The sequence below is a fragment of the Thermorudis peleae genome (assembly GCF_000744775.1).
Taxonomy (GTDB): Bacteria; Chloroflexota; Chloroflexia; order Thermomicrobiales; family Thermomicrobiaceae; genus Thermorudis; species Thermorudis peleae.
Map to the genome: position 1 here is coordinate 191,384 of NZ_JQMP01000003.1, position 21,037 is coordinate 212,420.

General features: G+C 70.1%; 16 protein-coding genes. 9 read left to right on the top strand and 7 right to left on the bottom strand.

All coding sequences use genetic code 11. The features are described from left to right. Positions 1-365: 365 nt before the first annotated feature. A complete protein-coding gene (locus tag N675_RS03880) occupies positions 366-752 on the bottom strand; it encodes an SPW repeat protein (RefSeq protein ID WP_038038165.1) in 387 nt (128 codons plus the stop codon). Positions 753-1,004: 252 nt separating this feature from the next. Between N675_RS03880 and N675_RS03890 the strand changes: the two genes are divergently transcribed. The 3 genes from N675_RS03890 (at position 1,005) to N675_RS03900 (ending at position 3,543) form a co-directional block, all read left to right on the top strand. Then, positions 1,005-2,201 carry a hypothetical protein gene (locus tag N675_RS03890; RefSeq protein WP_051914093.1) on the top strand — a complete coding sequence of 399 codons (1,197 nt, stop codon included), beginning with the start codon at positions 1,005-1,007 and terminating at the stop codon, positions 2,199-2,201. Between the two features lie 143 nt (positions 2,202-2,344). Beyond that, positions 2,345-2,989 (top strand): cysteine hydrolase family protein, encoded by a 645-nt coding sequence (locus tag N675_RS03895; protein ID WP_051914095.1) that lies wholly within the window; start codon positions 2,345-2,347, stop codon positions 2,987-2,989. Further along, positions 2,989-3,543 (top strand): transcription repressor NadR, encoded by a 555-nt coding sequence (locus N675_RS03900; protein WP_051914097.1) that lies wholly within the window; start codon positions 2,989-2,991, stop codon positions 3,541-3,543. Before N675_RS03895 ends, N675_RS03900 begins: the two co-directional genes overlap by 1 nt. 9 nt (positions 3,544-3,552) lie before the next feature. On the opposite strand, the gene N675_RS03905 is transcribed toward N675_RS03900, so the two are convergent. Next, the gene (locus N675_RS03905; RefSeq protein WP_197066268.1) at positions 3,553-5,451 is read right to left on the bottom strand and encodes an ArnT family glycosyltransferase; all 1,899 of its coding nucleotides are present in this window, start codon (positions 5,449-5,451) and stop codon (positions 3,553-3,555) included. A gap of 242 nt (positions 5,452-5,693) precedes the next feature. On the opposite strand from N675_RS03905, the gene N675_RS03910 reads away from it, so the two are divergent. Both N675_RS03910 and N675_RS03915 read left to right on the top strand, forming a co-directional pair. Further along, complete coding sequence (locus N675_RS03910; RefSeq protein ID WP_051914099.1) at positions 5,694-6,479, top strand: HpcH/HpaI aldolase family protein; 786 nt, start codon at positions 5,694-5,696, stop codon at positions 6,477-6,479. A gap of 44 nt (positions 6,480-6,523) precedes the next feature. Continuing rightward, complete coding sequence (locus N675_RS03915) at positions 6,524-7,078, top strand: cob(I)yrinic acid a,c-diamide adenosyltransferase (protein WP_038038169.1); 555 nt, start codon at positions 6,524-6,526, stop codon at positions 7,076-7,078. Between the two features lie 448 nt (positions 7,079-7,526). On the opposite strand, the gene N675_RS03920 is transcribed toward N675_RS03915, so the two are convergent. The 3 genes from N675_RS03920 to N675_RS03930 form a co-directional block, all read right to left on the bottom strand. Beyond that, the gene (locus N675_RS03920; RefSeq protein ID WP_038038170.1) at positions 7,527-10,148 is read right to left on the bottom strand and encodes an AAA family ATPase; all 2,622 of its coding nucleotides are present in this window, start codon (positions 10,146-10,148) and stop codon (positions 7,527-7,529) included. Positions 10,149-10,771: 623 nt separating this feature from the next. After that, complete coding sequence (gene dcd / locus N675_RS03925) at positions 10,772-11,365, bottom strand: dCTP deaminase (RefSeq protein WP_038038171.1); 594 nt, start codon at positions 11,363-11,365, stop codon at positions 10,772-10,774. 110 nt (positions 11,366-11,475) lie between these two features. Continuing rightward, positions 11,476-12,942, bottom strand: a complete 1,467-nt coding sequence (locus N675_RS03930; protein WP_051914101.1) for a CCA tRNA nucleotidyltransferase — start codon at positions 12,940-12,942, stop codon at positions 11,476-11,478. Positions 12,943-13,160: 218 nt separating this feature from the next. On the opposite strand from N675_RS03930, the gene N675_RS03935 reads away from it, so the two are divergent. Together N675_RS03935 and N675_RS03940 are read left to right on the top strand one after the other, a co-directional pair. Continuing rightward, positions 13,161-14,939, top strand: a complete 1,779-nt coding sequence (locus N675_RS03935; RefSeq protein ID WP_231577926.1) for a cellulase family glycosylhydrolase — start codon at positions 13,161-13,163, stop codon at positions 14,937-14,939. Between the two features lie 244 nt (positions 14,940-15,183). Then, positions 15,184-16,524 (top strand): ABC transporter substrate-binding protein, encoded by a 1,341-nt coding sequence (locus N675_RS03940; RefSeq protein ID WP_038038172.1) that lies wholly within the window; start codon positions 15,184-15,186, stop codon positions 16,522-16,524. Positions 16,525-16,628: 104 nt separating this feature from the next. On the opposite strand, the gene N675_RS03945 is transcribed toward N675_RS03940, so the two are convergent. Together N675_RS03945 and N675_RS03950 are read right to left on the bottom strand one after the other, a co-directional pair. Then, positions 16,629-17,444 carry an ABC transporter permease subunit gene (locus N675_RS03945; protein ID WP_038038174.1) on the bottom strand — a complete coding sequence of 272 codons (816 nt, stop codon included), beginning with the start codon at positions 17,442-17,444 and terminating at the stop codon, positions 16,629-16,631. Beyond that, positions 17,444-18,403: an ABC transporter ATP-binding protein gene (locus N675_RS03950; protein ID WP_038038176.1), complete on the bottom strand. Its 960-nt coding sequence runs from the start codon at positions 18,401-18,403 to the stop codon at positions 17,444-17,446. The genes N675_RS03945 and N675_RS03950 overlap by 1 nt, the downstream gene beginning before the upstream one ends. Positions 18,404-18,646: 243 nt before the next feature. Here N675_RS03950 and N675_RS14255 point away from each other — a divergent pair, with 243 nt between their 5' ends. Together N675_RS14255 and serA are read left to right on the top strand one after the other, a co-directional pair. Further along, positions 18,647-18,847, top strand: coding sequence for a hypothetical protein (locus tag N675_RS14255; protein WP_156100812.1), 201 nt, complete (start codon positions 18,647-18,649; stop codon positions 18,845-18,847). Then, positions 18,822-21,035, top strand: coding sequence for a phosphoglycerate dehydrogenase (gene serA, locus N675_RS03955; RefSeq protein WP_051914103.1), 2,214 nt, complete (start codon positions 18,822-18,824; stop codon positions 21,033-21,035). The genes N675_RS14255 and serA overlap by 26 nt, the downstream gene beginning before the upstream one ends. The last annotated feature ends 2 nt before the right edge of the window (positions 21,036-21,037 follow it).

Consider the following 21,037-nt stretch of genomic DNA (forward strand, 5'->3'; position numbering starts at 1 on the left):
TCCCCCTTCATGCACACAAACCTTCTGCCGTCAGGCGCACACTGCGCGAAACGACACAAGGATCGACGTGGCAGCCGGTCACCACCACGTCACACCCCGCTGACGCACACCCGTGCGTCTCATCCCATGCCCCTTACCCGCTAAGCTACCCTCCTTTCCTTCCCCTTCCCCAGACGTGTGTTGTCCACACTACCACACAGTCTAGCGAAGGGTCATCACCCGGTCAAGAGATCTCCACTGCCACGCACCAGGCCGCGCCTGTTCGCTCACGTCATCTCACGCAGCCACCACCCTGCGGCCAGCAGCGGAGGGGAGCACTCCCTCTCAGCGCTCCCACTCTCTATAACGAACGAGCGCGCCAAAGGTTACGCGCGCCCGGCCATTGCATGGTTGTTGCGCCAGCCGCCCGCTACGCTCCCCAGCGCCAGGACAGCCACGATCAGCCCGGTGGCGATGTTGCCGAACACCGCCGCCCCAGAGGCCGTCGCCCCAAAGACGAACGGCGACACGGCCAGCCACAGCCCAAGCACCACGTTGGCCAGCCCCGACCAGCGGTAGGTCGGCGACAGCACCAGTTCGGTGATCGCCCAGCCGACGATCAAAAAGCCGCAGACGACGTCGTTGATCCGCACTCCGTGGTAGAGCCAGAACTGCAGCGCATAGGGCATTGCGACCGTCCAGGCCCCGAGCACGATGCAGGCCCCGGCCAGGAGGTCCCACAACACCGACGGCCGCTCTGCTGTGTTGGCCATCTCCACCAACCCTCTCCGTCTGCACCCTGCACGCCAGCTTCAGCCCAGCCTGCCGCCAGGCCCGGCGCGATTCTACCATGCCCCCGCGCCGCCGCAGGACATTGCCCCGCTGTACCGCCAATACTGCCAGCACTGGCGCCGTCGGGGCACGACCATCGCCGGGCCCCGGCCGGGCGTAGTTGGCCGTCGTGACGGGCAACGCTTGCGCCCGGCTGAGATGCCAGCTATCCTTGGGTCGAGAGGAGCCTGCCGGTGGCAGCCCACCACGACGACCACGAGCTGATCGAGCAACTGCTGCGGCTGGTGCGCGAGCACCCTGAGCTGCGCGAGGCGCTGCGCCGCGAGCTGCTAAGCGAGGAGTTGCTCGCCCTGCCGGCCCGCGTCGACCAGCGGTTCGCTGAACTTGCCCAGCGCATCGAGGAACTCGCGGCCCGTACGTCCGAACTCGCCGACCGCATCACCTTCCTGGCGACCCGTCAGGAGCGGACGGAGGCCGGCCTCGCCCGGCTCGACGAGCGGCTCGAACGCCTCGAAGCCCGCACCGAGACCCAGGCGCAGGCCATCGCCGCCCTCCTCGACGCCCAACAGGCCACCGAGCGCCAGCTCGCCACCCTCGCCGAGCGCATGGCCGAGCTCGCTGACCGCCAGGCGGTGACCGAGCAGCGGCTGGCCCAGCTCGCTGCGCGCATGGACGCTCTCACCGAGCGCATGGAGCGTGTCGAAGCCCAAATCGCCAGCCTCACCGCGCGCATGGAGCAGGCCGAGCAGCAGATCGCCAATCTGACGGCGCGGATGGAGCGTGTTGAAGCGCAGATCGCCAGCCTGACTGAGCGCATGGAACGCGTCGAGGCCCAGATCGCCAGCCTCACTGCGCGGATGGAGCGCGTCGAGGCACAGATTGCGAGTCTCACTGTGCGTATGGAGCAGGTCGAGCAGCAGATCGCCAGCCTGGTGGAAGAACTCCGGGCCTTCCGCCAGGCGGTGGAGGCCCGCTTCCAGCGAGTCGAGGACCGGCTTGGGGTGCTCAGTGGCTTCTTCCACTACACCTTCTATCTCCATCGCCTCGCCTCGATCCTCGGCCACCAGGTCCGACGGCTCCGCGCCGACCAGCCTGGTGTGCTGCTCGAGCCACTCGCCGACCGCCTCGGCCCGGCCGCCTACCGCGCCTTGCTCGACACCGACCTGATCGCCCGCGGCCGCTTGACCGACGGGCGCGAGGTCTGGCTGGTCATCGAGGTCTCGGCGGTCGTCGACGAGCACGACGTCGAGCGCGCGCTGACCCGGGCTGCGCTCTTGCGCCGCGCTGTGCCGCTCGTCCTGCCGGCCGTCGCGGGCTCGAGCGCGACCGAGGCCGCTGAGCAGCTCGCGGCTGAGTCCGGCGTGATCGTCATGCAGGACGGCCTCCACCCCGCGCTCGACCCCCTGCTCGAACGCTGGGCCGCAGCCTAGCTGCCCCCAGCACGCCTTGCCACCGCTGCACGCCCTGCCGTACACTCTGACATGACAGGTGTCTTGTCAGCTCACAGGTGGGCACGACCGCATCTGCTGGCCGCACGCCCGCGCCCACCGACCGGCAACGAAAGGAGTCCGCCATGACACGCGTCGTCGAGGTTCCCGACTACCCGGTGGCCAGCCACGTCGCGATCGACCCTGCCCGGACAGCCCTGATCGTGGTCGACATGCAGAACGACTTCGTCGAGCCGCAGGGCGCGCTCTTCGTCCCCGACGCCCCAGCCACCGTGCCCCGCATCCAGCAACTGCTCGCGCTCGCCCGCGCCCACGGCCTCTTCACCGTCTTCACCCAGGACACCCACTACCCCGGCGATCCCGAGTTCCCGATCTGGGGCGAGCACTGCCTCGCTGGCACCTGGGGCTGGCAGATCGTCGATGCCCTCGCTCCCCAGCCCACCGAACTCGTGCTGCCCAAGCGCCGCTACGACGCCTTCTACGGCACGCCGCTCGACCACGAGCTGCGCCTCCGCGGCATCACCCACCTCGTCATCTGCGGCACCGTCGCCAGCATCTGCGTCCACTACACCGCCGCGAGTGCAGCCCTGCGCTGGTACCAGGTCATCATCCCGGTCGACGCCACCTCTGCCCTGCATCCGTTCGACCTCGAAACCGCCAACCGGCAGACGGCCTTCCTCTTCCGTGGCATCCTCACGACTGTCGATGCCATCACCGTCGAGCCAGCCGCTGCCGCAGCCGCCACTCAGCCCGCCGAAGGAGCACGCTGATGCCCACGACACACGCGCCGTCGCCGCTCACTCCCGACCGGGCAGCCGCCCCTGAGGCACGCCGCGCGCGCTTGCTCGATTGCCTGCGCCAGGCCGACCGGCCGCTCACCGGCGGCGAACTCGCTGCGCTGCTCGGCGTCAGCCGCCAGATCATCGTCCAGGACATCGCTGTCCTGCGGGCTCGCGGCGCCGCCATCACCGCCACACCCCGCGGCTACCAGCTCGCCTCCCCGGCAACCGGCCTGCGGGCGATGGTCGCCGTCCGGCACACGCCAGCCCAGACGGCCGACGAACTGTTCGCGCTCGTCGATGCCGGCGTCGAGGTCATCGACGTCATCGTCGACCACCCGCTCTACGGCGAGTTGCGCGGCAACCTGCGCCTCGCCTCGCGCGCCGACGTCGAGCAGTTCCTCGACGCCGTCTCCCGGACACGCGCCCACCTGCTGAGTGAGCTGACCGACGGCCTCCACGTCCACACGCTCGAGGCCCGCTCCCTCGAGGCGCTCGAGCGCGCCCGCAACGCCCTCCGCGCCCGCGGTTACCTCATCGAGTAGCGCCCGCGCTCACGGCGCTGGAAGCATCACGACCGGACGCGGCGTGCCTGGCAGCGGGTGCCAGTCCGCCGTGGCCACCAGCTGCAGCTCGACCTGCAGCTGCCCAACCGTCCCCGCCGGCAGTGGCAGCAGCCACCAGTCCTCGACGGCGTCACCCGGCTGCCACAGCCGCGGCGCGCTCATTCCCGCCAGCGCGTAGTCCCGCCGCTCGGCGACAATGCGCCCGGCAGCGTCGCGCACCCGCAGCCAGATCATCGCGTCACGGCCGAGCGGCTGGCGCACCTGCCAGCGCAGCTGCACCACCAGTCGCGAGCCAGTGCGCTGCGCCGTCGCCTCAGCCAGCTCGAGCGCATCGGCAAAGGTCGCCAGCGGCGTGGCAGCCGTCGCCCCGCCGGGGAGAAGCCGCCCCGGCTCCCGCACGACGATGCCGTCTGGCAAGAACTCGGTGACGCCCAGCGCGAAGCCCGCCCGCAACCGCTGGTCGATGGCCTGATGGTCAATCGGCTCACCATGGGGACCGAACGTCAGCCGCCACGCGTGCACCGGCGGCGCCAGCGACCGCGATTCCACCGTCGCCCGCACGTTCGCCCCGGCCAGCACCACCCGCTCTAGCCCCACGTACTCCGGCTCAACCTGCACACCAAAGCGGCCAATCGGCCACTCGTAGCGGTCGCGCGCAAACCAGGCCGGTACGTTGACCAGCAGCAGCTGGCCGCCGGGATGCGCCGCGCCGAGCCGGATGATCCCCTCGGCCACCGTCGAGGCCGCGGCAAACCAGTCGGTGCGCATGGCGATGAACTGCACGCTCTGCACGAGCACCGCCGCCAGCGCCAGCGGAACGGTCACCGCAGCAGCGTGCCGCCAGCGCGTCACCGCCACGCCTTCGCCCCAGGCACGCCAGACCGCCCGCGGCAGCAGTCCCCAGAAGGCCGCAATCCCCGGCGAGGCAGCGTAGAGCAGGCGCGGGCTGTTGACGACGTAGCCGGGGAACGTGAGGCGCGTCGCTGCCGGAGCAAACGCCACGGCCGCCCAGGCCAGCGCCAGCAGCCCCAGCCAGCCCTGCCGCCCCGTCCGGTGGAGCAGCAGCCCGGCCAGCACCCCGGCCAGCCCCGTCCCCACCACCCAGCGCAGCGGGTGCGCCTCAAGCGCGGCCGGCGGCACCAGCCAGCTGAGCTGGCGCGTCACCGGGAACGCCACGCCTTCCAGCCCAAACACGCTGTTCCAGAGCACGTCCCGCAGCACCACGTGGTCGCCACGCGGCTTGGGCAAGACCACGAACCAGACCAGCAGGTAGCCCGCCTCCGCCAGCAGCGGCAGGAGCAGCCACGCGCTCGGCCGCCGCGCACGCCCGCTCCGCCAGCGCCACAGCTCGATCGCCAGCAACGCCGGCCCGAGCAGCACCGCCGACTCGTGCGTCAGCAGCGCCGTCACCGCCAGCACGCCCGCCGCGGCCAGCCAGCCTGCTGATCCCCGCTCCCGCCCACGCAGCCAGCAGACCAGCGCCCCCAGCACCTGCGGTAACGACAGCGGATGGCACATCGCCCCAAAGATCGTAACCGCCTGGTAGCTCCAGGGAAACGCCAGGAAGAACGCCCCCGGCAGCAGCGCCCACCGCCAGCCCACCGCCCGGCGCAGCAGCAGCACCACGCACCAGCCAGCCAGCGCGTGCCCCAGCAGCGAAACCCCGTGCAGGAGCACCGTGTCGTAGCGGCCAAGCAGGTCGAACGTCGCCTTCCAGAGCACGAACGGGATCGGCCGGAAGTAGGGATACCCGTTCGGCAGCGGCTGCGTCAGCAGCTGCCAGTAGCTCCGCTCCTGCGTCCGCGTCGTGTCGTAGGCATCGTCGAGAAAGAAGGAGAAGCCCAGCGCCCGGCCATAGAGCGCCAGCGTCACCAGCAGGCACGCCACCAGCGTCCCCGCCGGCAGCGCCCAGCGCGCCCACGCCCGCGGCAGCCCCACTCCCCGCGCAGCAGCCTGCCGCGTCGCCCGGCGCGAACGCTGCGCAACCTCCACTCCTGCCATAACGGCCCCCGCCCGTTCTCCCAATTCCCCGGTAAGCCTAGCCCAGGCTTTTCCTTCCGGCAACCATGCGGTAGCCTGAAGCACAGCGGCGCTCGAGCCGCCACACACAGAGGGAAAGGATTGCAGGTATGCGGGAAAACACGGCCAAGCGTAAGATGCTCGCCGGCCAGCCAGCGTTCGGCTACACGCTGCAACTCTACGCGCCGCTCGTCGCCGAGGCGCTCGCCAGTTGCGGCATCGACTTCATCCTCATCGATACGCAGCACGGCACCTTCGGCCCCGACGGCCTCATCGACACCCTCGTCGCCCTCACCCACGGCACCGCCGTCCCGATGGTGCGTGTCGCCCGCAACGACTACACGCTGATCGGCCGTGCCCTCGACGACGGCGCACTCGGCATCATCGTGCCGCTCGTCAACAGCCGGGCCGACGCCCAGGCCGTCGCCGACGCCTGCCACTTCCCGCCCCGCGGCACACGCTCCCTCGGCTGGGGCCGCGCCCGCGTCTACGGCGCCGACTACCCCGACTGGATCGACCGCGAGCTCTTCGTCGCCGTCCAGATCGAGACCATCACCGCCGTCGAGCACGCCGACGAGATCCTCGCTGTCGACGGCATCGACGGCTGCTGGATCGGCCCCGCCGACCTCGCCCTCTCCCTCGGCATCGACTACCGCCGCGCGGCCGACGACCCCCGCCACGCCGAAGCCATCGCCCACGTACTCGACGTCTGCCGCCAGCTCGGCAAAGTCCCCGGCTTCGCCGCCTACTCCATCCCCGACGCCCAGGCGCGCGCAGCCCAGGGCTTCCGCTTCGTCACCGCCGGCAGCGACATCGGCTTCCTCGTCAACGGCGCGCTTGAGGGCGTGCGCGCGCTCGGCCTCACTGCCCAAACGGGGCCGGGCTACGGCGCCTAACGCCGTCAGCTATCCTTGGGCCAGGCCAACGGAGGGAGGCTCCCATGTTCTACACCCGCAAAGGCGACGAGGGCTACACCGACCTGCTCGGCGGCCGCACCCGCGTCGCCAAGTATCACCCGCAGCCCGACGCCTACGGCACGCTCGACGAAGCCAGCGCCGCCCTCGGCCTCGCGCGCGCCCTCGCCCAGCACGAGCGCACCAAGGCGCTGATCATCCAGGTTCAGCGCGACCTCTACCTGCTGATGGCCGAGCTCGCCTTCGCCCCCGGCATCGAGCAAGAGCGCTACCACATCACTGCCGAGCACGTCGCACGCATCGAGCGCGAGACCGACGCCCTGGCTGCCGACGTCCCGCTCGGCCGCCACTTCATCCTGCCCGGCGACAGCCTCGGCGGGGCCGCGCTCGACCTGGCACGCACCATCGTGCGGCGCGCCGAACGGCTCGTCGTCCGGCTTGCCCACGAGGGCGCCTTCGACAACCCCCAGGCGCTGGCCTACCTCAACCGGCTGTCCTCCCTGCTCTTCATCCTTGCCCGCTTCGAAGACCGCGTCGCCGGCGTGACGCCCACGCCCGCCAAGGCCGAGGACGCGTCCTGACCAGGCGCCGGAGGGATCACAGCGGGATGGTAGCACACGGCTGAAAAGCCGCCGGAGCGGGCGCCCAGCGACGACCATGGGCATGCCCGCTCCAGCCGACGGGAGGAGGAGAGCAGGCAGCTGGCTGGGGAGACGACCAGCCGCCTGGCGCCGGGTGCGCCTGGCCCCGCCCCCGGCCTAGTAGAGGTAGTAGCCGCCCATGTAGTAAGTTCGCTCGAGCAGCGCGGCAGCCGTCCCAAGCAGGGCCAGCACCGGCACCAGCCGCACCGCCAGCAGCGTCAGTCGCATCCGCATCACACACCTCCCTTCGGTCACTGACCGGCTTTGCCTGTCCGCCCGGGCGCCCCCGGCCTGGGGCGCTCGCGAGCGACTTCCACCCTGTTCAACGCACGACCCCCTGCGCGACTTACATCCCCAACGGCGCGGCAGTGCACGCCCCGCCAGCTGGTCAGCGGGCGGCGCGTGCGGCGAGCGCGCCGTCTGATCCGGCTGTCGCCTGCTCGGTTGACCCCTGTTCGGCTGAGGCCACTGCCGCGTGCCAGGCAGCACTGCAGGCCGCGCTGCAAAAGCGACCGCTTGGGTCGGCTGGCCAGAAGTCACGGGCGCACCAGTTGCAGATGGCCGGCTCAGGGGGCAGGACGCGCCCAGCGGGGCGGTAGCGTGACTGAGACGTTCCCGGGCGTGAGGTGGCGAGCAGGCGTAGCCACCCAGCGTCGGCCAGCTCATGGGCAGCCGACATCGCCACATCGACCGGCAGGCCAGCGGCCCGGGCAGCGTCGGCGATGCTCGACGGGCCGAGGCGCGCCCAGGTCCTGAACAGCGTGACCGCCTGGGGCGAGAGGGCGAAGCGGTTCGCTGGCGCAGCTGCCGCAGTCGGCGCGGGCGGGGTGGACACCGCCACCGGAGGCGGATCGCTCGGCTGGCCACCGGTGGCCGGTGCGGTGGCGGTGGCAGCCCGGGCTGGCTCGGGGGGCGGGGGCTCCGCGGGCGGGGCAGGAGCATCCGCCGCGGGGGGAGCATCCGGCTGGGCCGCATCGCCAGTAGCCGCCCAGCGGCCGTCGCCGAGGGGAGCAGCGCGCCCACGGCGGCGCAGGAGCGTCAGGGTGTTCCGCACGGTCTTCTCGGCGAGGCCGAGCTGCTCGGCGAGCTGGTCAGGCGTGCGCGGGCCCTCTAGAGCGAGGACGCGGGCGAGCTGTTCCTGCGGCGGCAACTGCGGCGCAAGGCCATCGAGGGCGGCGTCGGTCAGCTCAAGTGGGCGCACCTGGATGGCGTCGGCGGTGAAGTGCAGGGCAACGCTGCAGAGTGCCCCCACCGGTGCCAGGTTCGACTTGGTCACCCGCAGCAGCACGGCAGCGCCGTCGGTGGCGGAGAGGAGCACCACGTGGCGCGCTTTGGCCCGTTTCGCGAAGCTCCCCCAGGGCCGGGGGGTGGCGGCATAGCCGAGGCCGGGCGGCGGTTTGGGGATGTGGTCGATGACCAGCACGGTGGTCGGCAGGCTCTCGAGGAAGGCGATGATCCCGGCGGCGGCCGTCGCCTCTTTCAGGTCATCGGCATAGGAGCCGAGCGTCAGGCTGTCGACGATGAGCAGGCGGGGCTGGTACCGCGTGACCAGGCGGGCGATCTCGTCCTGCCCGGCGGGGCTGCCGAGGCTGGCGCGCAGGCGGTAGTAGCGCAGGGCATCGCGCTGGGCCTCGGTCGGCGTGAGCTGGAGGCCGCGCACGAGGCGCTGGCACCGGCGCACGAACTCGTCCTGGGCGAACTCGGTGTCGAGGTAGAGCACGACGCCGGGCTCGACGGGCTGGCCGAGGAACGGCGTGCCGGTGGCAACAGCGACAGCCAGGGCGGTGGCCAGCGTCGACTTGCCGCTGCCGTCGTCGCCGAACCAGAGGGTCACGGTGTGCTCGGGGACGAAGCCCGGCAGGAGCCAGCGGCGTGGCTCGGGCTCGGGCAGGCGCAGCACCGCGACGGCCTCCGGGCTGGGGTCCCCGCCGCCGGGCGGCGCGCCACCCGGCGGCCCGGCCGGGTCCTCCTCCCGGCCTCCGTCCTCCCTGGTTCCCGATTCCCGATTCCCGTTCCCTATTAGGGAACGGGAATCGGGAATCGCCTCCGGGGAACCATTGGGGGATTCCCGAACCGGTTCCCGGCGGGAATGGTTCGGGAAGGAACCGGGAATGTGGTCACGGACAGCGTTGTCCGATTCCTCCCGTTCCCGATCCCTTAGGGAAAGGGAACGGGAGGAATGGGATGGCTCGCCGGGCGGGTAGGTGCGCCAGACCCGGGCGATGAGCGCGGCGACTGACTCTTCGCCAGGATCGGAAGGGTAAGGCGGCTGGCACGCCGCCGCTGCCTCGGCCAGGAGCCGCTCCGCCACCACAGCCGGCACGTCGGCCGCGCGCAGCCGGCAGGCCAGCTGAAAAAGCGCGGTGTTGCGCTGCCCCTGCGGCACCCCGGCCAGCACCGCCGCCGTCGTCCACCGCGCCGCTCCCCCGTCGCGTGCCGCCTCCGTGCCCCCCGCGCGCCCCACCCCCGGCAGCACTGCTGGATCGAGCACCGCCACCGCGCTCCAGTCGTCGCCACCCCCCGCGTGCAGCCAGCGATACTCCCCACCCGACGGATGCCGCGAGGGCGGCACCAGCACGTAGCTCCGCTGGGCTTTGACGTCGCCCCAGGCGCAGCGGGTGGTGCGCACCGGCTGACCGTCAGGCGCGCGCAGGTAGACGTGGAGCCCGCCCGAGCCCGTCTCGACCACCAGCCCCTGCTCCCAGGCCGGGCACTGCTGCCGCAGCCAGTCCACCGCCGCGTCACGGAAGCGCGCTTCAATGTCCAGCACCCAGATCCCCGGCACCAGCCGCTCGAGCGCCAGGCCAATCGGCAACGCCAGCCCGGTGGCCGCCTGCCAGGGCCAGTCCGCCGCTTCCGCCGGCGTGGGTAGGGCGTCGCAGTACGGGCCCCAGGTCACCAGCGCACGCTTCCCCTGCACCGGAAAGACCGGCAGCCCACGCTGCCAGTAGTCCGCCGCGACCGTTTCCCAGTCCAGCCGCGGCCCAGACAACGCAGACGACGGTATCACGAGGCGCTCCTTTCACCATGCAGCCTGACCACCCCGCCGGGAAGGAGTGCGCCCCGACGGGCGAAGGTGGCGCCGCCGGCACCCAGGCGCACGCTCGCCGCTGGGCTCCCAGCATTCCCCCTTCTACTCACTATCAAGACAGCGAGCGAGGCAAAAACCGCCACATTTTCTTTCAGCAGAAATCGCCGCCTGCAGCGCTCGCGCGCCTCTCGTGATTTCGTTGTCGTTCTGGGAAGATCGTCGCAGGCAGGACGCCGGCTCGCCCGGCGTTTCTTCCATCAGCAGAAAGCCGCAGCGGGCTCCACATGCGTTACCGGTCGTGCGTGGGAGCACCACGCAGCTCCGCCGTTCGTGGGTGCGCACCCCCAACACCTGGCAACGCGTCCCGCAGTCCTCACCCGGACTTCGCGTGTCCCGCACGCCGGTGCTGGGAGACTGTGACGGTACAGCCAGTCCAGGTGCGCCGCCACAATCGCTGGAGCGATCGCGACGAGCGCGTCGAGAGACGCCTCTTCAGCCTGGCAGCCCGGCAACCCCTGGACGACGCCGAGGCACAAAGCACCCCCAGCGCTCGACGAGGAGCGAGCATGGCATCGCCCCCTCCTCCCGATGGCCGCGCTGTCTTACTCCCCGCCGCGCCGGCGCGTCGTCAGCTCCTCAGGCAGCCGGCTCGGCCGCGGGTCGACCTGGCCGGCGTACTTGTTGCCACGCTTGTGCCGGTAGGGAACCAGCGCGGGGGAGGTCAGCTCTTCGAACGTGAAGGAGCAGATCCGCATCCCCGGGTAGAGGGCAACGGCCATCCGCCCCAGGTTCGACAGCTCCATCGTGGCCGTGCCCGCCCAGCCCGGCTCGAACAGCGCCGCCGTGCTGTGCACCGTGATCCCCAGCCGGGCAATGCTGCTCCGCCCCTCCAACCGGCCGACGAGGTCATCGGCCAGCTCGAGATACTCGAGCGTTGAGGCCAGGGCAAAGTCGCCCGCCTGCATGATGAACGCCTCGCCGTCCGGCACCACAATCGTGCGCATCGCCGCGTCGATCGACTGTGGCTGCTGCGGGTCGATGTAGGAGAAGCGCGAATGCTCGAACACCATGAAGGTGTTGCCGAGGCGCAGGTCAATCGAGCACGCCCCGAGCTGGGTCGACAGGTCAGGCTCGGGCGTAATCTTGATCCGCCCGCTCTTGAGCGCGGCGAGAATATCGCGATCCGAGAGAATCATGCGCTGCCTCCACCCTTCCGGCGCGCCACGCGGCTCCCCACGCGTGTCAGCACGCGTCTGGGATTCCACCGCCCAGTGTACGGACAGTATGCGCTGTCCACGCACCCCCGTCAAGCGTTCCGGTCAGCGGCGTGTTGCGCTGGCGGCCAGGTGATGCCGTACTCGGCGGCGTGCTCGGCCATCCAGCGCTCGGCCGCTGCCTGGGCCCCAGCCTTGTCGCCGGGCGCGAGCGTGCCGTCGAGCACCAGCTCGCGCAAGTACGCCTTGAGCCCGGCGATCCACCGTCCGGGCGGCAGGCCGAACAAGGCCATCAGCTCGTGGCCGTCCAGCGGACTCTTGATCTCGGCCAGCGCCGCCTCCTCGCGCAGCCGGGCGATGTGCGCGCGCAGCTGGGCCAACCGTTGTGCAGCCTGCCGCCGCCGCTCGGGCCGAGCGCTCGTGACGTCAGCCGCGGCCAGATCGAGCAGGTCATCGAGCAGATCACCCGTCTCGACCATCAAGCGGCGCACGGCGCTGTCCGTCCAGGTCTCGTCATAGGCGGCTGGGCGAAGGTGCAGCGCGACCAGCTGGGCCACGCGTTCCGTCAGGGCCTTGTCCTTGCGCAACCGTCGTAGCAGCCGTCGGGCCAGCTCGGCGCCGACCACGTCATGCCCGAAGAAGTGGACTTCCCCGTGCTCGTTGATCACGCGGGTCATCGGCTTGGCGGCGTCATGCAGCAGCGCCGCCCAGCGCACCGCCAGTCGTGGCGGCGTCTGGTCGACGACCTTGAGCGTGTGCCGCCAGATATCCTTATGCCGCCCCAGGCCGCGGTCTTCGGCCATCGGCACCAGTTCGGGCAGGGCAACCGCCAGCAGCCCGCTCTCGCGCAGCAGCTGCAGCCCGTGCGATGGCCGCGGCGCGAGCAGCAGCCGGTCGAGTTCGGCGGCGATGCGCTCGACGCTCACCCGCCCAAGCTCGCTCGCCATTGCCTGGATCGCAGCCAGCGTCTGCGGCTCAATGGCAAACCCGAGCTGTGCCGCCAGGCGCACGGCCCGGAGCATCCGCAGCGGGTCTTCGTCGAAGCGCGCCGCGGGGTCACCGACCGCCCGGATCACCCGGCGCGCAAGGTCAGCCTGCCCGTCGAACGGATCGACGAGCGCCCCGGTGAGCGGGTCGAGCGCCATGGCGTTGATGGTGAAGTCGCGGCGCGCAAGGTCGGCCTCCAGCCGGTCGATGAAGGTCACCACCGGATGGCGGTCGGGCGTTGGGTAGACCTCCGCCCGGAACGTCGTGATCTCGACCGTCACCCCATCGATGACCAGGCCGATCGTGCCGTAGGCCTCGCCAACCGTGTAGATCGCCTCCGCGCCAGCCTCCTGTGCCAGCGCCTTCGTCACCGCCGGCGGGGCGGACGTCGCGCAGTCCAGCTCACCGACCGGCCGCCCGAGCAGCAGGTCGCGCACCACGCCGCCAACCAGGTAGAGTGCCTGGCCGTGCGCGGCGAACACCTCCGCCAACCGTGCCGCAACCGCGCGCTGGGGCGCTGGCAAACGGTCGAGCAGTGGAGCCGCCTCGGCCAGTGATGCATCGTGTCGCACAGTCCCTCCTCGGACAACGCCAGCTGCGTTGCCAATATCGGTATTGTACCCGCGCCCGGCCACCAGCTTGCGCGCTCGCCCCCGCCCGGCTACCCTTGCCGCGGCACGAGCGCCCACCGTGCCGACACGGACGCGAACGCACGATGACGCGAAGGACACCACCGTCCGGCTCCGCACCACCGGCGCCACTGCGCCGTCTCACGCCTCAGCCTGCCGCCGTGCCAGCCCGTCGCTGGCGGGCCTGGCAGTGGGTTGTCGTTGCCGCGCACCTGGCCGTCATCCTCGGCCTGCTGGCGACCACCGGCGGCGTCGTCCTCGCGGGCCGGATGGCCCTCCGTGGCATCGAGACCGGCGAGGACGGCCAGCCCATCCCGTATACGGACGTCAACCCGCTCGGCGTCAACACGTTCCTCAACGAGCTCGCCAACCCGGCCGACGTCGCGCGCGAGCTCGACATGATCGCCGCGGCCGGCTTCAGCTCCATCCGTCAGCCGTTCTTCTGGTATGAGATCGAGCCGCAGCCCGGCGTCTACCAGGACCCGCAGTGGGGCGGCAGCACCTGGACGAAGTACGACCGGATCGTCGAGCTCGCCCAGGCCCGCGGCATCGAGATCATCGCCCGGCTCGACAAGCCGCCGCGCTGGGCTCGCGCTGGCCAGCCCAACCTCGACCAGTGCCCCGACGGCCCACCCACGCACCTTGCAGACTACGCCCACTTCGTCGCCACCGTCGTCAGCCGCTACCGCGGGCGCATCCACTATATCCAGCTCTGGAACGAACCGAACCTGCAAGGCGAATGGGGCTGCCAGCCGATCGACCCCGCCGCCTTCACGCAACTCCTCAAAGCCGGCTACGAAGCTGCCAAACAGGCCGACCCCTCGATCGTCGTCCTGATGCCCGGCCTCGCCCCCACCGACCAGCGCGGCCCGGCCAACCTCAGCGACCTGCTCTTCCTCCAGGGCATGTACGACGCCGGCGCCAAGCCCTACTTCGACATCGCCACCGCCATGGTCTACGGCTACGGCTACAGCCCCGAAGACCGCCGCGTCAGCTTCGCCCGCAACAACTTCTCCCGCGTCATCCAAACCCGCGAGATCATGGTGCGCAACGGCGATGCTGCCAAGCCGCTCTGGGTCATGGAATACGCCTGGGAGGCCCTCCCGCCCGGCTGGACCGGCCGTCCATCGGTCTGGGGCAAATCCGTCAGCCCCGACACCCAGGCTCGCTACCTCTACGAGGGCTATCTCCGCGCCCAGCGGGAGTGGCCGTGGATGGGCGTCATGTGCATCTGGTACTTCCGCTGGCCCATCCCCTCGACCGACCCCCAGAACCGCGACGACCCCACCCGCGGCTTCGCCATCGTCAACGAGGACTTTACCCCGCGCCCAGCCTACACACTGCTCAGCCAGTCCCGCAGAGTCCTCGACCGGGCGTGGACCGGCGTCTACACCGCCGCCAGCCGCTACCTCACCCACGACGCGCACTGGTCAGCCGGGCCAGACACCTGGCACGGCGCCCCCGTCCTCCGGCCAACACAACCTGGCGCGAGCGCGACCATCACCTTCGGCGGGCCCGGCCTCGACCTCATCCTCACCGCCCCTGCCGCCCGCTACGCTGTCTGGATCGACGGCCAGCCCGCCCCCGGCCTGCCCCGCGACGCCCAGGGGCGTGCAGTGCTCACCGCACCCGCCCGTGCCGCGCCCGGCACAGCAGTGCGCGTCACCGTCGCCCGCGGCCTGGCTGATGCGCCGCATATCGCCCGCATCGAGGCGCTTGACGTCCCGAGCGCTGGCGGCCTTGCTGGCTTCGCCGTTGTCCGCATCCCGCCGCAAGCGCGCCAAGTGCAGCTGAGCCTTGCACTCTGCGCCCTCGCCCTCCTGCTCAACCTCGGCTCACTCCTCTGGAACCTGCGCCATCCCCTCACAACCCCCTCGCCCACGCCCCGAACCGGCATGACCTCTTCACGCCCTACGCCCACTCCTGAGCTGCGCGCCTGACAGCCGTGTCCACCATTGCTGAACAGCGGCCTTGACCGCGCCCCACCCTCTCAGCACGATGCTCCATAAGAACCATTTCGTGCGGTTGAGCTGACCGTCTCCTCACCGCAACGCATCAGCCGAGGCAGCATGGCCGACTGCGGCTGCCGGCCATCGCCTCCGGGTGGCATGACGTTGCCACAAGCGAGGCGGATCAGCGCCGATCACCCTCTAGACGAGCATGGTGTAGAAAGGGGAGGAGTACATGAACCGACGGCAATTCCTGGCCCGTTCCGGGGTTACGCTTGCGGGCGCGCTGCTCGCCGCCTGCGCGGGAGGCAGCACTGCAACGCCAACTGCCACCCCTGCCCCAACCAGGGCCCCCGCCACAAGCCCGACCACCGCGCCAGCCGCAGCCGCGTCCCCAACGACTTCCGCCAGCACCCCCTCGCCAGCGTCCCAGCCCACGCCCACCACCGGCGTTGCCCGCAGCACCACGCCGTTCAAGATCGGCGTGATCGCGGCCCTCACTGGCGATCTCGCGGCATCCGGCAAGCGCCACGTCGATGGCATGCAGCTGGCACTCGACGAACTCGGCGGCAAAGCTGGCGGTCGGCAGCTGCAACTCCTCGCCGAAGACTCCGCTGGCTCGCCCCAGCAGGCCGTCGCCAAAGTCCGCCGCCTTGTCGAGAGCGAGCACGTCGACGCCATCACCGGCTTCACCATCACTCCCGAACTCACCGCCAACCGCGACTACCTCCACCAGAACCAGCAACTCACCCTCGTCTCCACCGCCGGCTGGCCAGACCTGACCCGCAACCCCACCGTCCGCAGCCCCTACATCTTCCGCACCTCGTTCTGCCAGGGCCAGTACGAGTACATCCTCGCCCAATGGGCCTACGACAAAGGCGGCTTCCGCTCCGTCGCCTTCATGGCGCCCGACTACTCCACCGGCCACGCCACCGCCGACGTCTTCCGCACCTACTTCAAGAAAGCTGGTGGCCAGGTCACCACCGAGGTCTATCCCCCGCTCAACACCCAGGACTTCGGCCCCTACTTCCAGCGTCTCTCCCAGAGCATCGGCGACGCGAAGGCGGTGTGGACGTGGTTCATCGGCGCCGACGCCATCCGCTTCATGACGCAATTCCAGGACTTCGGCCTTAAGGACAAGTACACCGTCCTCAGCACGGCCGAAGTCGGCGACGAGCCCTACCTCAAGGAAGTCGGCGATGCCGCCCTCAACATCATCAGCGCCATCAACTACGCTGCCCGCTACGACCGCGCCGAGAACAAGGCCTTCGTCGACCGCTTCCAGGCCAAGTACAACCGCCTCCCCGGCCACCTCGAGTACTGGGGCTACATCACCGTCATGATCCTCGCCAAAGCGCTCGACGCCGTCAGCGGCGACACCAGCAACAAGGACGCCTTCCTCCAGGCCATCCGCAACGTTCGCTTCCAGGGCCCGATGAACGAGGTGCACTTCCACCCCGAAGCCCAGGGGCTCTACGTCACCGTCGTCGTCCGCAAAGTGCAGAAGCTCGCCGACGGTACCCTCGGCAACGTCGTCGTCGCCGACTACCCCAACGTCCACGACCTCTCGTTCTAACCCCTGGACCTGTCCGGTACCGCGCTGCTCCCTCTCTTCTCACAGGGAGCAGCGCGGCTTCGCTGCCCGTGCCGGTTGCTTGCGCCCCCGATCTTGCGAGCACCTTAGCTCCGCAGCAGCCGCTCCCGCTGAAACAGCGCGAAGCTCACCGCCAGCAGCACCACGTCGATCGCCAGCACCACCGCCGCCCCGACCAGCGCAGCCTGCAGCGGGTGCAACCCGCTCAGCCAGCTGACCACCGACTGCCGCAACCCAGCCGGCATCAGTTGCAGCCCGATGAACGGCACCAGGAACAACACCACAAAGAACATGCTCGTAAACTGCTGGGCCTGCCGCAGACTCCGCGCATAGATCGAGACGATCGACGCCAGCGCCGCTTCAAACACCGCCAGCTCAAGCCCTACCAGGAGCAAGCCTCCCAGCCACGCCGGGGGAACTGGCAGCCCCATACCCGGATGGACCACCAGCGTCGTCACCGTGCTCAGCACCAGGCAGACCACCGACAGCCCCATCCCGATCGCGATCCCCGCCAGCAGCTTCCCCAGCAGGATCGCCCGGTCGGGCAAGCGCGTCGCCAGCAGCGTCTCCAGCGTGTGCCGCTCGCGCTCGCCCGCAATCGCATCGCAGACGATGTTGCCGGGAAAGATGAACGCGATCAGCAAGAGCCCCAGCATCACCGGCACCCCCGCGATGACCCGCCCCGGCGCCAGCTCCGGGGGCACCCCGTGCGTCCGGCTCGGCGTCGCGATCAGCGGCAAGATGATGCCAAAGTAGCCGAGGATGAACAGCAGAGTCCAGCGGCCGCCACGCCCCGTCCCGCCGCTGCGCAGCCCCTCCCGCACATCTTTCCAGAAGACCGCCACGCTGTCGGCCACTAGCGATCCGCCCTCAGCCCGTGGCCGCTCCGTCTTCTGCACCATCACACGACCTCCTGCTGCGCTTCGGCCTGCGATTCTTCCGCCATCAGCGTCAAGAAGACGTCCTCCAACGACGCCTGCTCGCGCCGCACCTCGGCCACCTCCACCCCCTGCTGCACCAGCAGGCTCACCAGCGGCACAGTGTCGACCGCACTGTCGTGCAGCGTCACCACCAGCCCTTCATGCGTCGGCGTCACCGCCTCCACGCCCGGCTGCGCGCGCAGCGCTGCAACGGCACGCTCCGGCACCGTGCGCGCCACCACCACTAGCCGCGGCTGCCCCTGCCGTGCCCGCAACTCCGCCAGCGTGCCGACCGCCAGCAGCCGCCCCTGCCGGATCACCCCCACCAGGTGACAGAGCCGCTCCGCCTCCGCCAGGTTGTGCGTCGTCAAGAAGACGGTTACCCCCTCCTGCGCAACCAGCCGGGCAATATCCTCACGCAGGGCTGCCGCCGCCACCGGGTCGAGCCCCGCCGTCGGCTCATCGAAGAACACCAGCGCCGGCCGGTGCAACAGCGCCCGCGCAATCGCCAGCTTCTGGCGCATCCCCCGGCTCCACTGCCCCACCGGATCGTTCCGGCGATCCCACAGCTCGAAGTGCCGCAGCAACGCCTCACTGCGCGCACGGCGCTCGCTCGCCGAGAGGTGCCAGATCCGGCCGAAAAACTCCAGGTTCTCCAGCGCCGTCAGCCGGTCGTAGAGCCCTGGATAGTCCAGCAGCACGCCCACCCGCGCCCGAACCGCATCCCCCTGCTTCCACGGGTCGAACCCCAGCACTCGTGCCTGCCCCACCGTCGGCGCAAGCAGGCCGAGCAGCAGCCGGATCGTCGTCGTCTTCCCAGCCCCGTTCGGCCCAAGAAAGCCGAAGATGCTGCCAGCGGGCACCGTCACCGTCAGGTTGTCAAGCGCCCGCAGACTGCCAAAATCCCGCGTGAGCCCCACCGTCTCAATTGCGGCCGTCATCTGCCACCTCCAGCCCACTGCCGCATCGCCTCAAGCATAGTCCCGCGCAGCCAACCAGACAACCGATAGTTTCTCCCGATTCCGTACCGCCTGCCCATCGCGGAGCGAGTGCGCCCTGTGCCTGCCGCTCCGGCATGTGCCACTTGGCAACCGGCCAGCAGCTTGCTATACTGCGAACGCGCAGGTGCGCAGTGGATGGTTCCGGATACACGCAGTGTCCAGCAACGGAGGACGGAGGACAGCATGGAGATCACGCAAGCAGTCGGCTTGAGCACCAGTGCGATGATGCAGCACGGCCGCTTCCTGCTTGCTGGACACGGCGTGAGTAGCCCCTCCAGTCGGGGATCTGGATCGAGCGCCGGTTCGGCGCTCTGGGCAATCCCGGTGGAGCAACGTCAGCAAAGACTGGAGGGGAACCATGACGACCGTTCGACTCGCGCTTGACCTTGACGGGGTCCTCACCGAACACCCCGCACCTTTAGCCCAAGCAGCCAACCAGGCCCTCGGCATGGAGTTGCCGGACACCGCGTTCGTCGACTCCCACGGCTGCAACGTCCCCGAAGCTGTCCGGCTCTGGGTCTATGGCCCGGGCGGGCCCGCAAGCCTGCTCAAGCCCGCGCCACACGCCCAGCTCTGGCTCAGGCGCCTCATCGAAACGCTCGGCCGCGACAACGTCTGGATCATCACCGCCCGGCCCGAGCGTTCTCGCCCTGTCACCGAGGCCTGGCTGCACGAGCATAACTTTCCCGCCTGCCAGCTCTACTTCGTCGAAGACAAAGTCGCCCAGGCACGCCAGCTCGGCGTCACCCACGCCATCGAAGACAGCCTGCGCCACGCCCAGCGATACGCCCAGGCCGGCATCACCTGCTTCCTCCTGACCAACGAGCCTGCGCCAGCTGGCGAATCACCGTTCATCGTCCGCGTTCCTGACCTCGCCACCGCCTGCCGCACCTTGCTGGGCCTTGACACGCCACTCAGCACTGATGGCAACGAGCACGGGCGGCGCAAGCGCATCGTCATCAGCGACGTCATCGATGCCCGCGCTCGCGAACGGCTGGCAGCCGAGGCCGAGATCATCGACGTTGACGGACGCGACCGCGACGCACTCTTCGCCGCGCTCCGCGACGCCGACGCCCTCGTCGTCCGCAGCGAGACCCGCGTCACCCGCGAGGTGATTGCCGCCGCACCGCGGCTCCGCGTCATCGCCCGCGCCGGCACCGGCGTCGACAACATCGATGTCGACGCCGCCACCGAGGCGGGCATCCTCGTCCTCAACGCACCCGGCGCCAACGCCGTCTCGGCCGGCGAACACACCATCGCGCTCCTCTTAGCCATCAGCCGCTGCATCCCCGACGCCAACGCCTCAACCCACGCCGGCCGTTGGGAGCGCAAGCGCTTCAAGCCCTTCGACCTCAAAGGCAAGACAGTCGGCATCGTCGGCCTTGGCCGCGTCGGCTCGGTCGTCGCCCAGCGTTTGCGCGCCTTCGAGATGCGCCTGCTCGGCTACGACCCCTACATCACGCGCGAACGCTTCACCCAGCTCGGCGTCGAGCCGGTCGACTACGAGACCTTGCTCGAAACGGCCGACATCGTCACGTTCCACGTTCCAGCCACCCCCGAAACCCACCACATGCTCAACGCCGCCGCCATTGCGCGCATGAAGCCCGGCGCGATCGTCATCAACGCTGCCCGTGGCGAAGTCGTCGACGTCGACGCCCTGGCCGACGCCCTCAAGCGCGGTCACCTGGCTGCCGCCGCGGTCGACGTCTTCCCCGAAGAGCCAGCCTACACCAGCCCGCTCTTCGGCCTGCCCAACGTCGTGCTCACCCCACACATCGGCGGATCAAGCAAAGAAGCGCTGGCGGCCATTGGCGACATCATCAGCACCACCACCTTGGCTGCCCTCCGCGGCGAGATCGTGCCCAACGCCGTCAACCTGCCAGCCGCATCCCTCCACGCCCCCGAACTCCAGCGGCTGACCCAGGTCGCCGAAGCCGCGGGCACCTTGATCGCCGTGCTCCAGCCCGAGCTGCCCAGCACCTTCCACGTGCTCGTCCGTGGCCAGGTGCCGCAGGACGTCGCCGAACACGTCACCGCCGTGGCCCTCAGCACCGCGCTCCGCCGCTGGTCCGATCGCCGCGTCACGCCCGTCAACGCCCGGCTCGTCGCCCAAGAGCTCGCCCTCGCCGTCAGCCTCCACTTCGATCCCACGGCTACGACCATCCCCGACTTCTCCATCGAAGTCGACGGCGAGACGCCCCACCGCGTCACCATCCGCTGGGACCGCAAAGATGCGGGGATCATGGAAGTCGACCGGTTCACGCTCGAACGACCGCTCGCCGGGCACATGCTCATCACCCACCACCGCGATCGCCCCGGCATCGTCGGCCGCATCGGCATGATCCTCGGCCGCTATGAGGTCAACATCGCGGGCATGCAGGTCGGCCGGCACCACCGTGGCGGCGACGCCATCATGGTACTGAACGTCGACGATCCCATTCCCGAAGAGGCGCTCGAGGAAATCCGGCAGATTCCCGATATCGCCACGGCCTACGTCGTCTCGCTGCCCCAGCCGCAGCCGCTGGTGACGACCCGCAGCGTCCGTGTGCTCACCTCCAGCGCCGACGACTGACG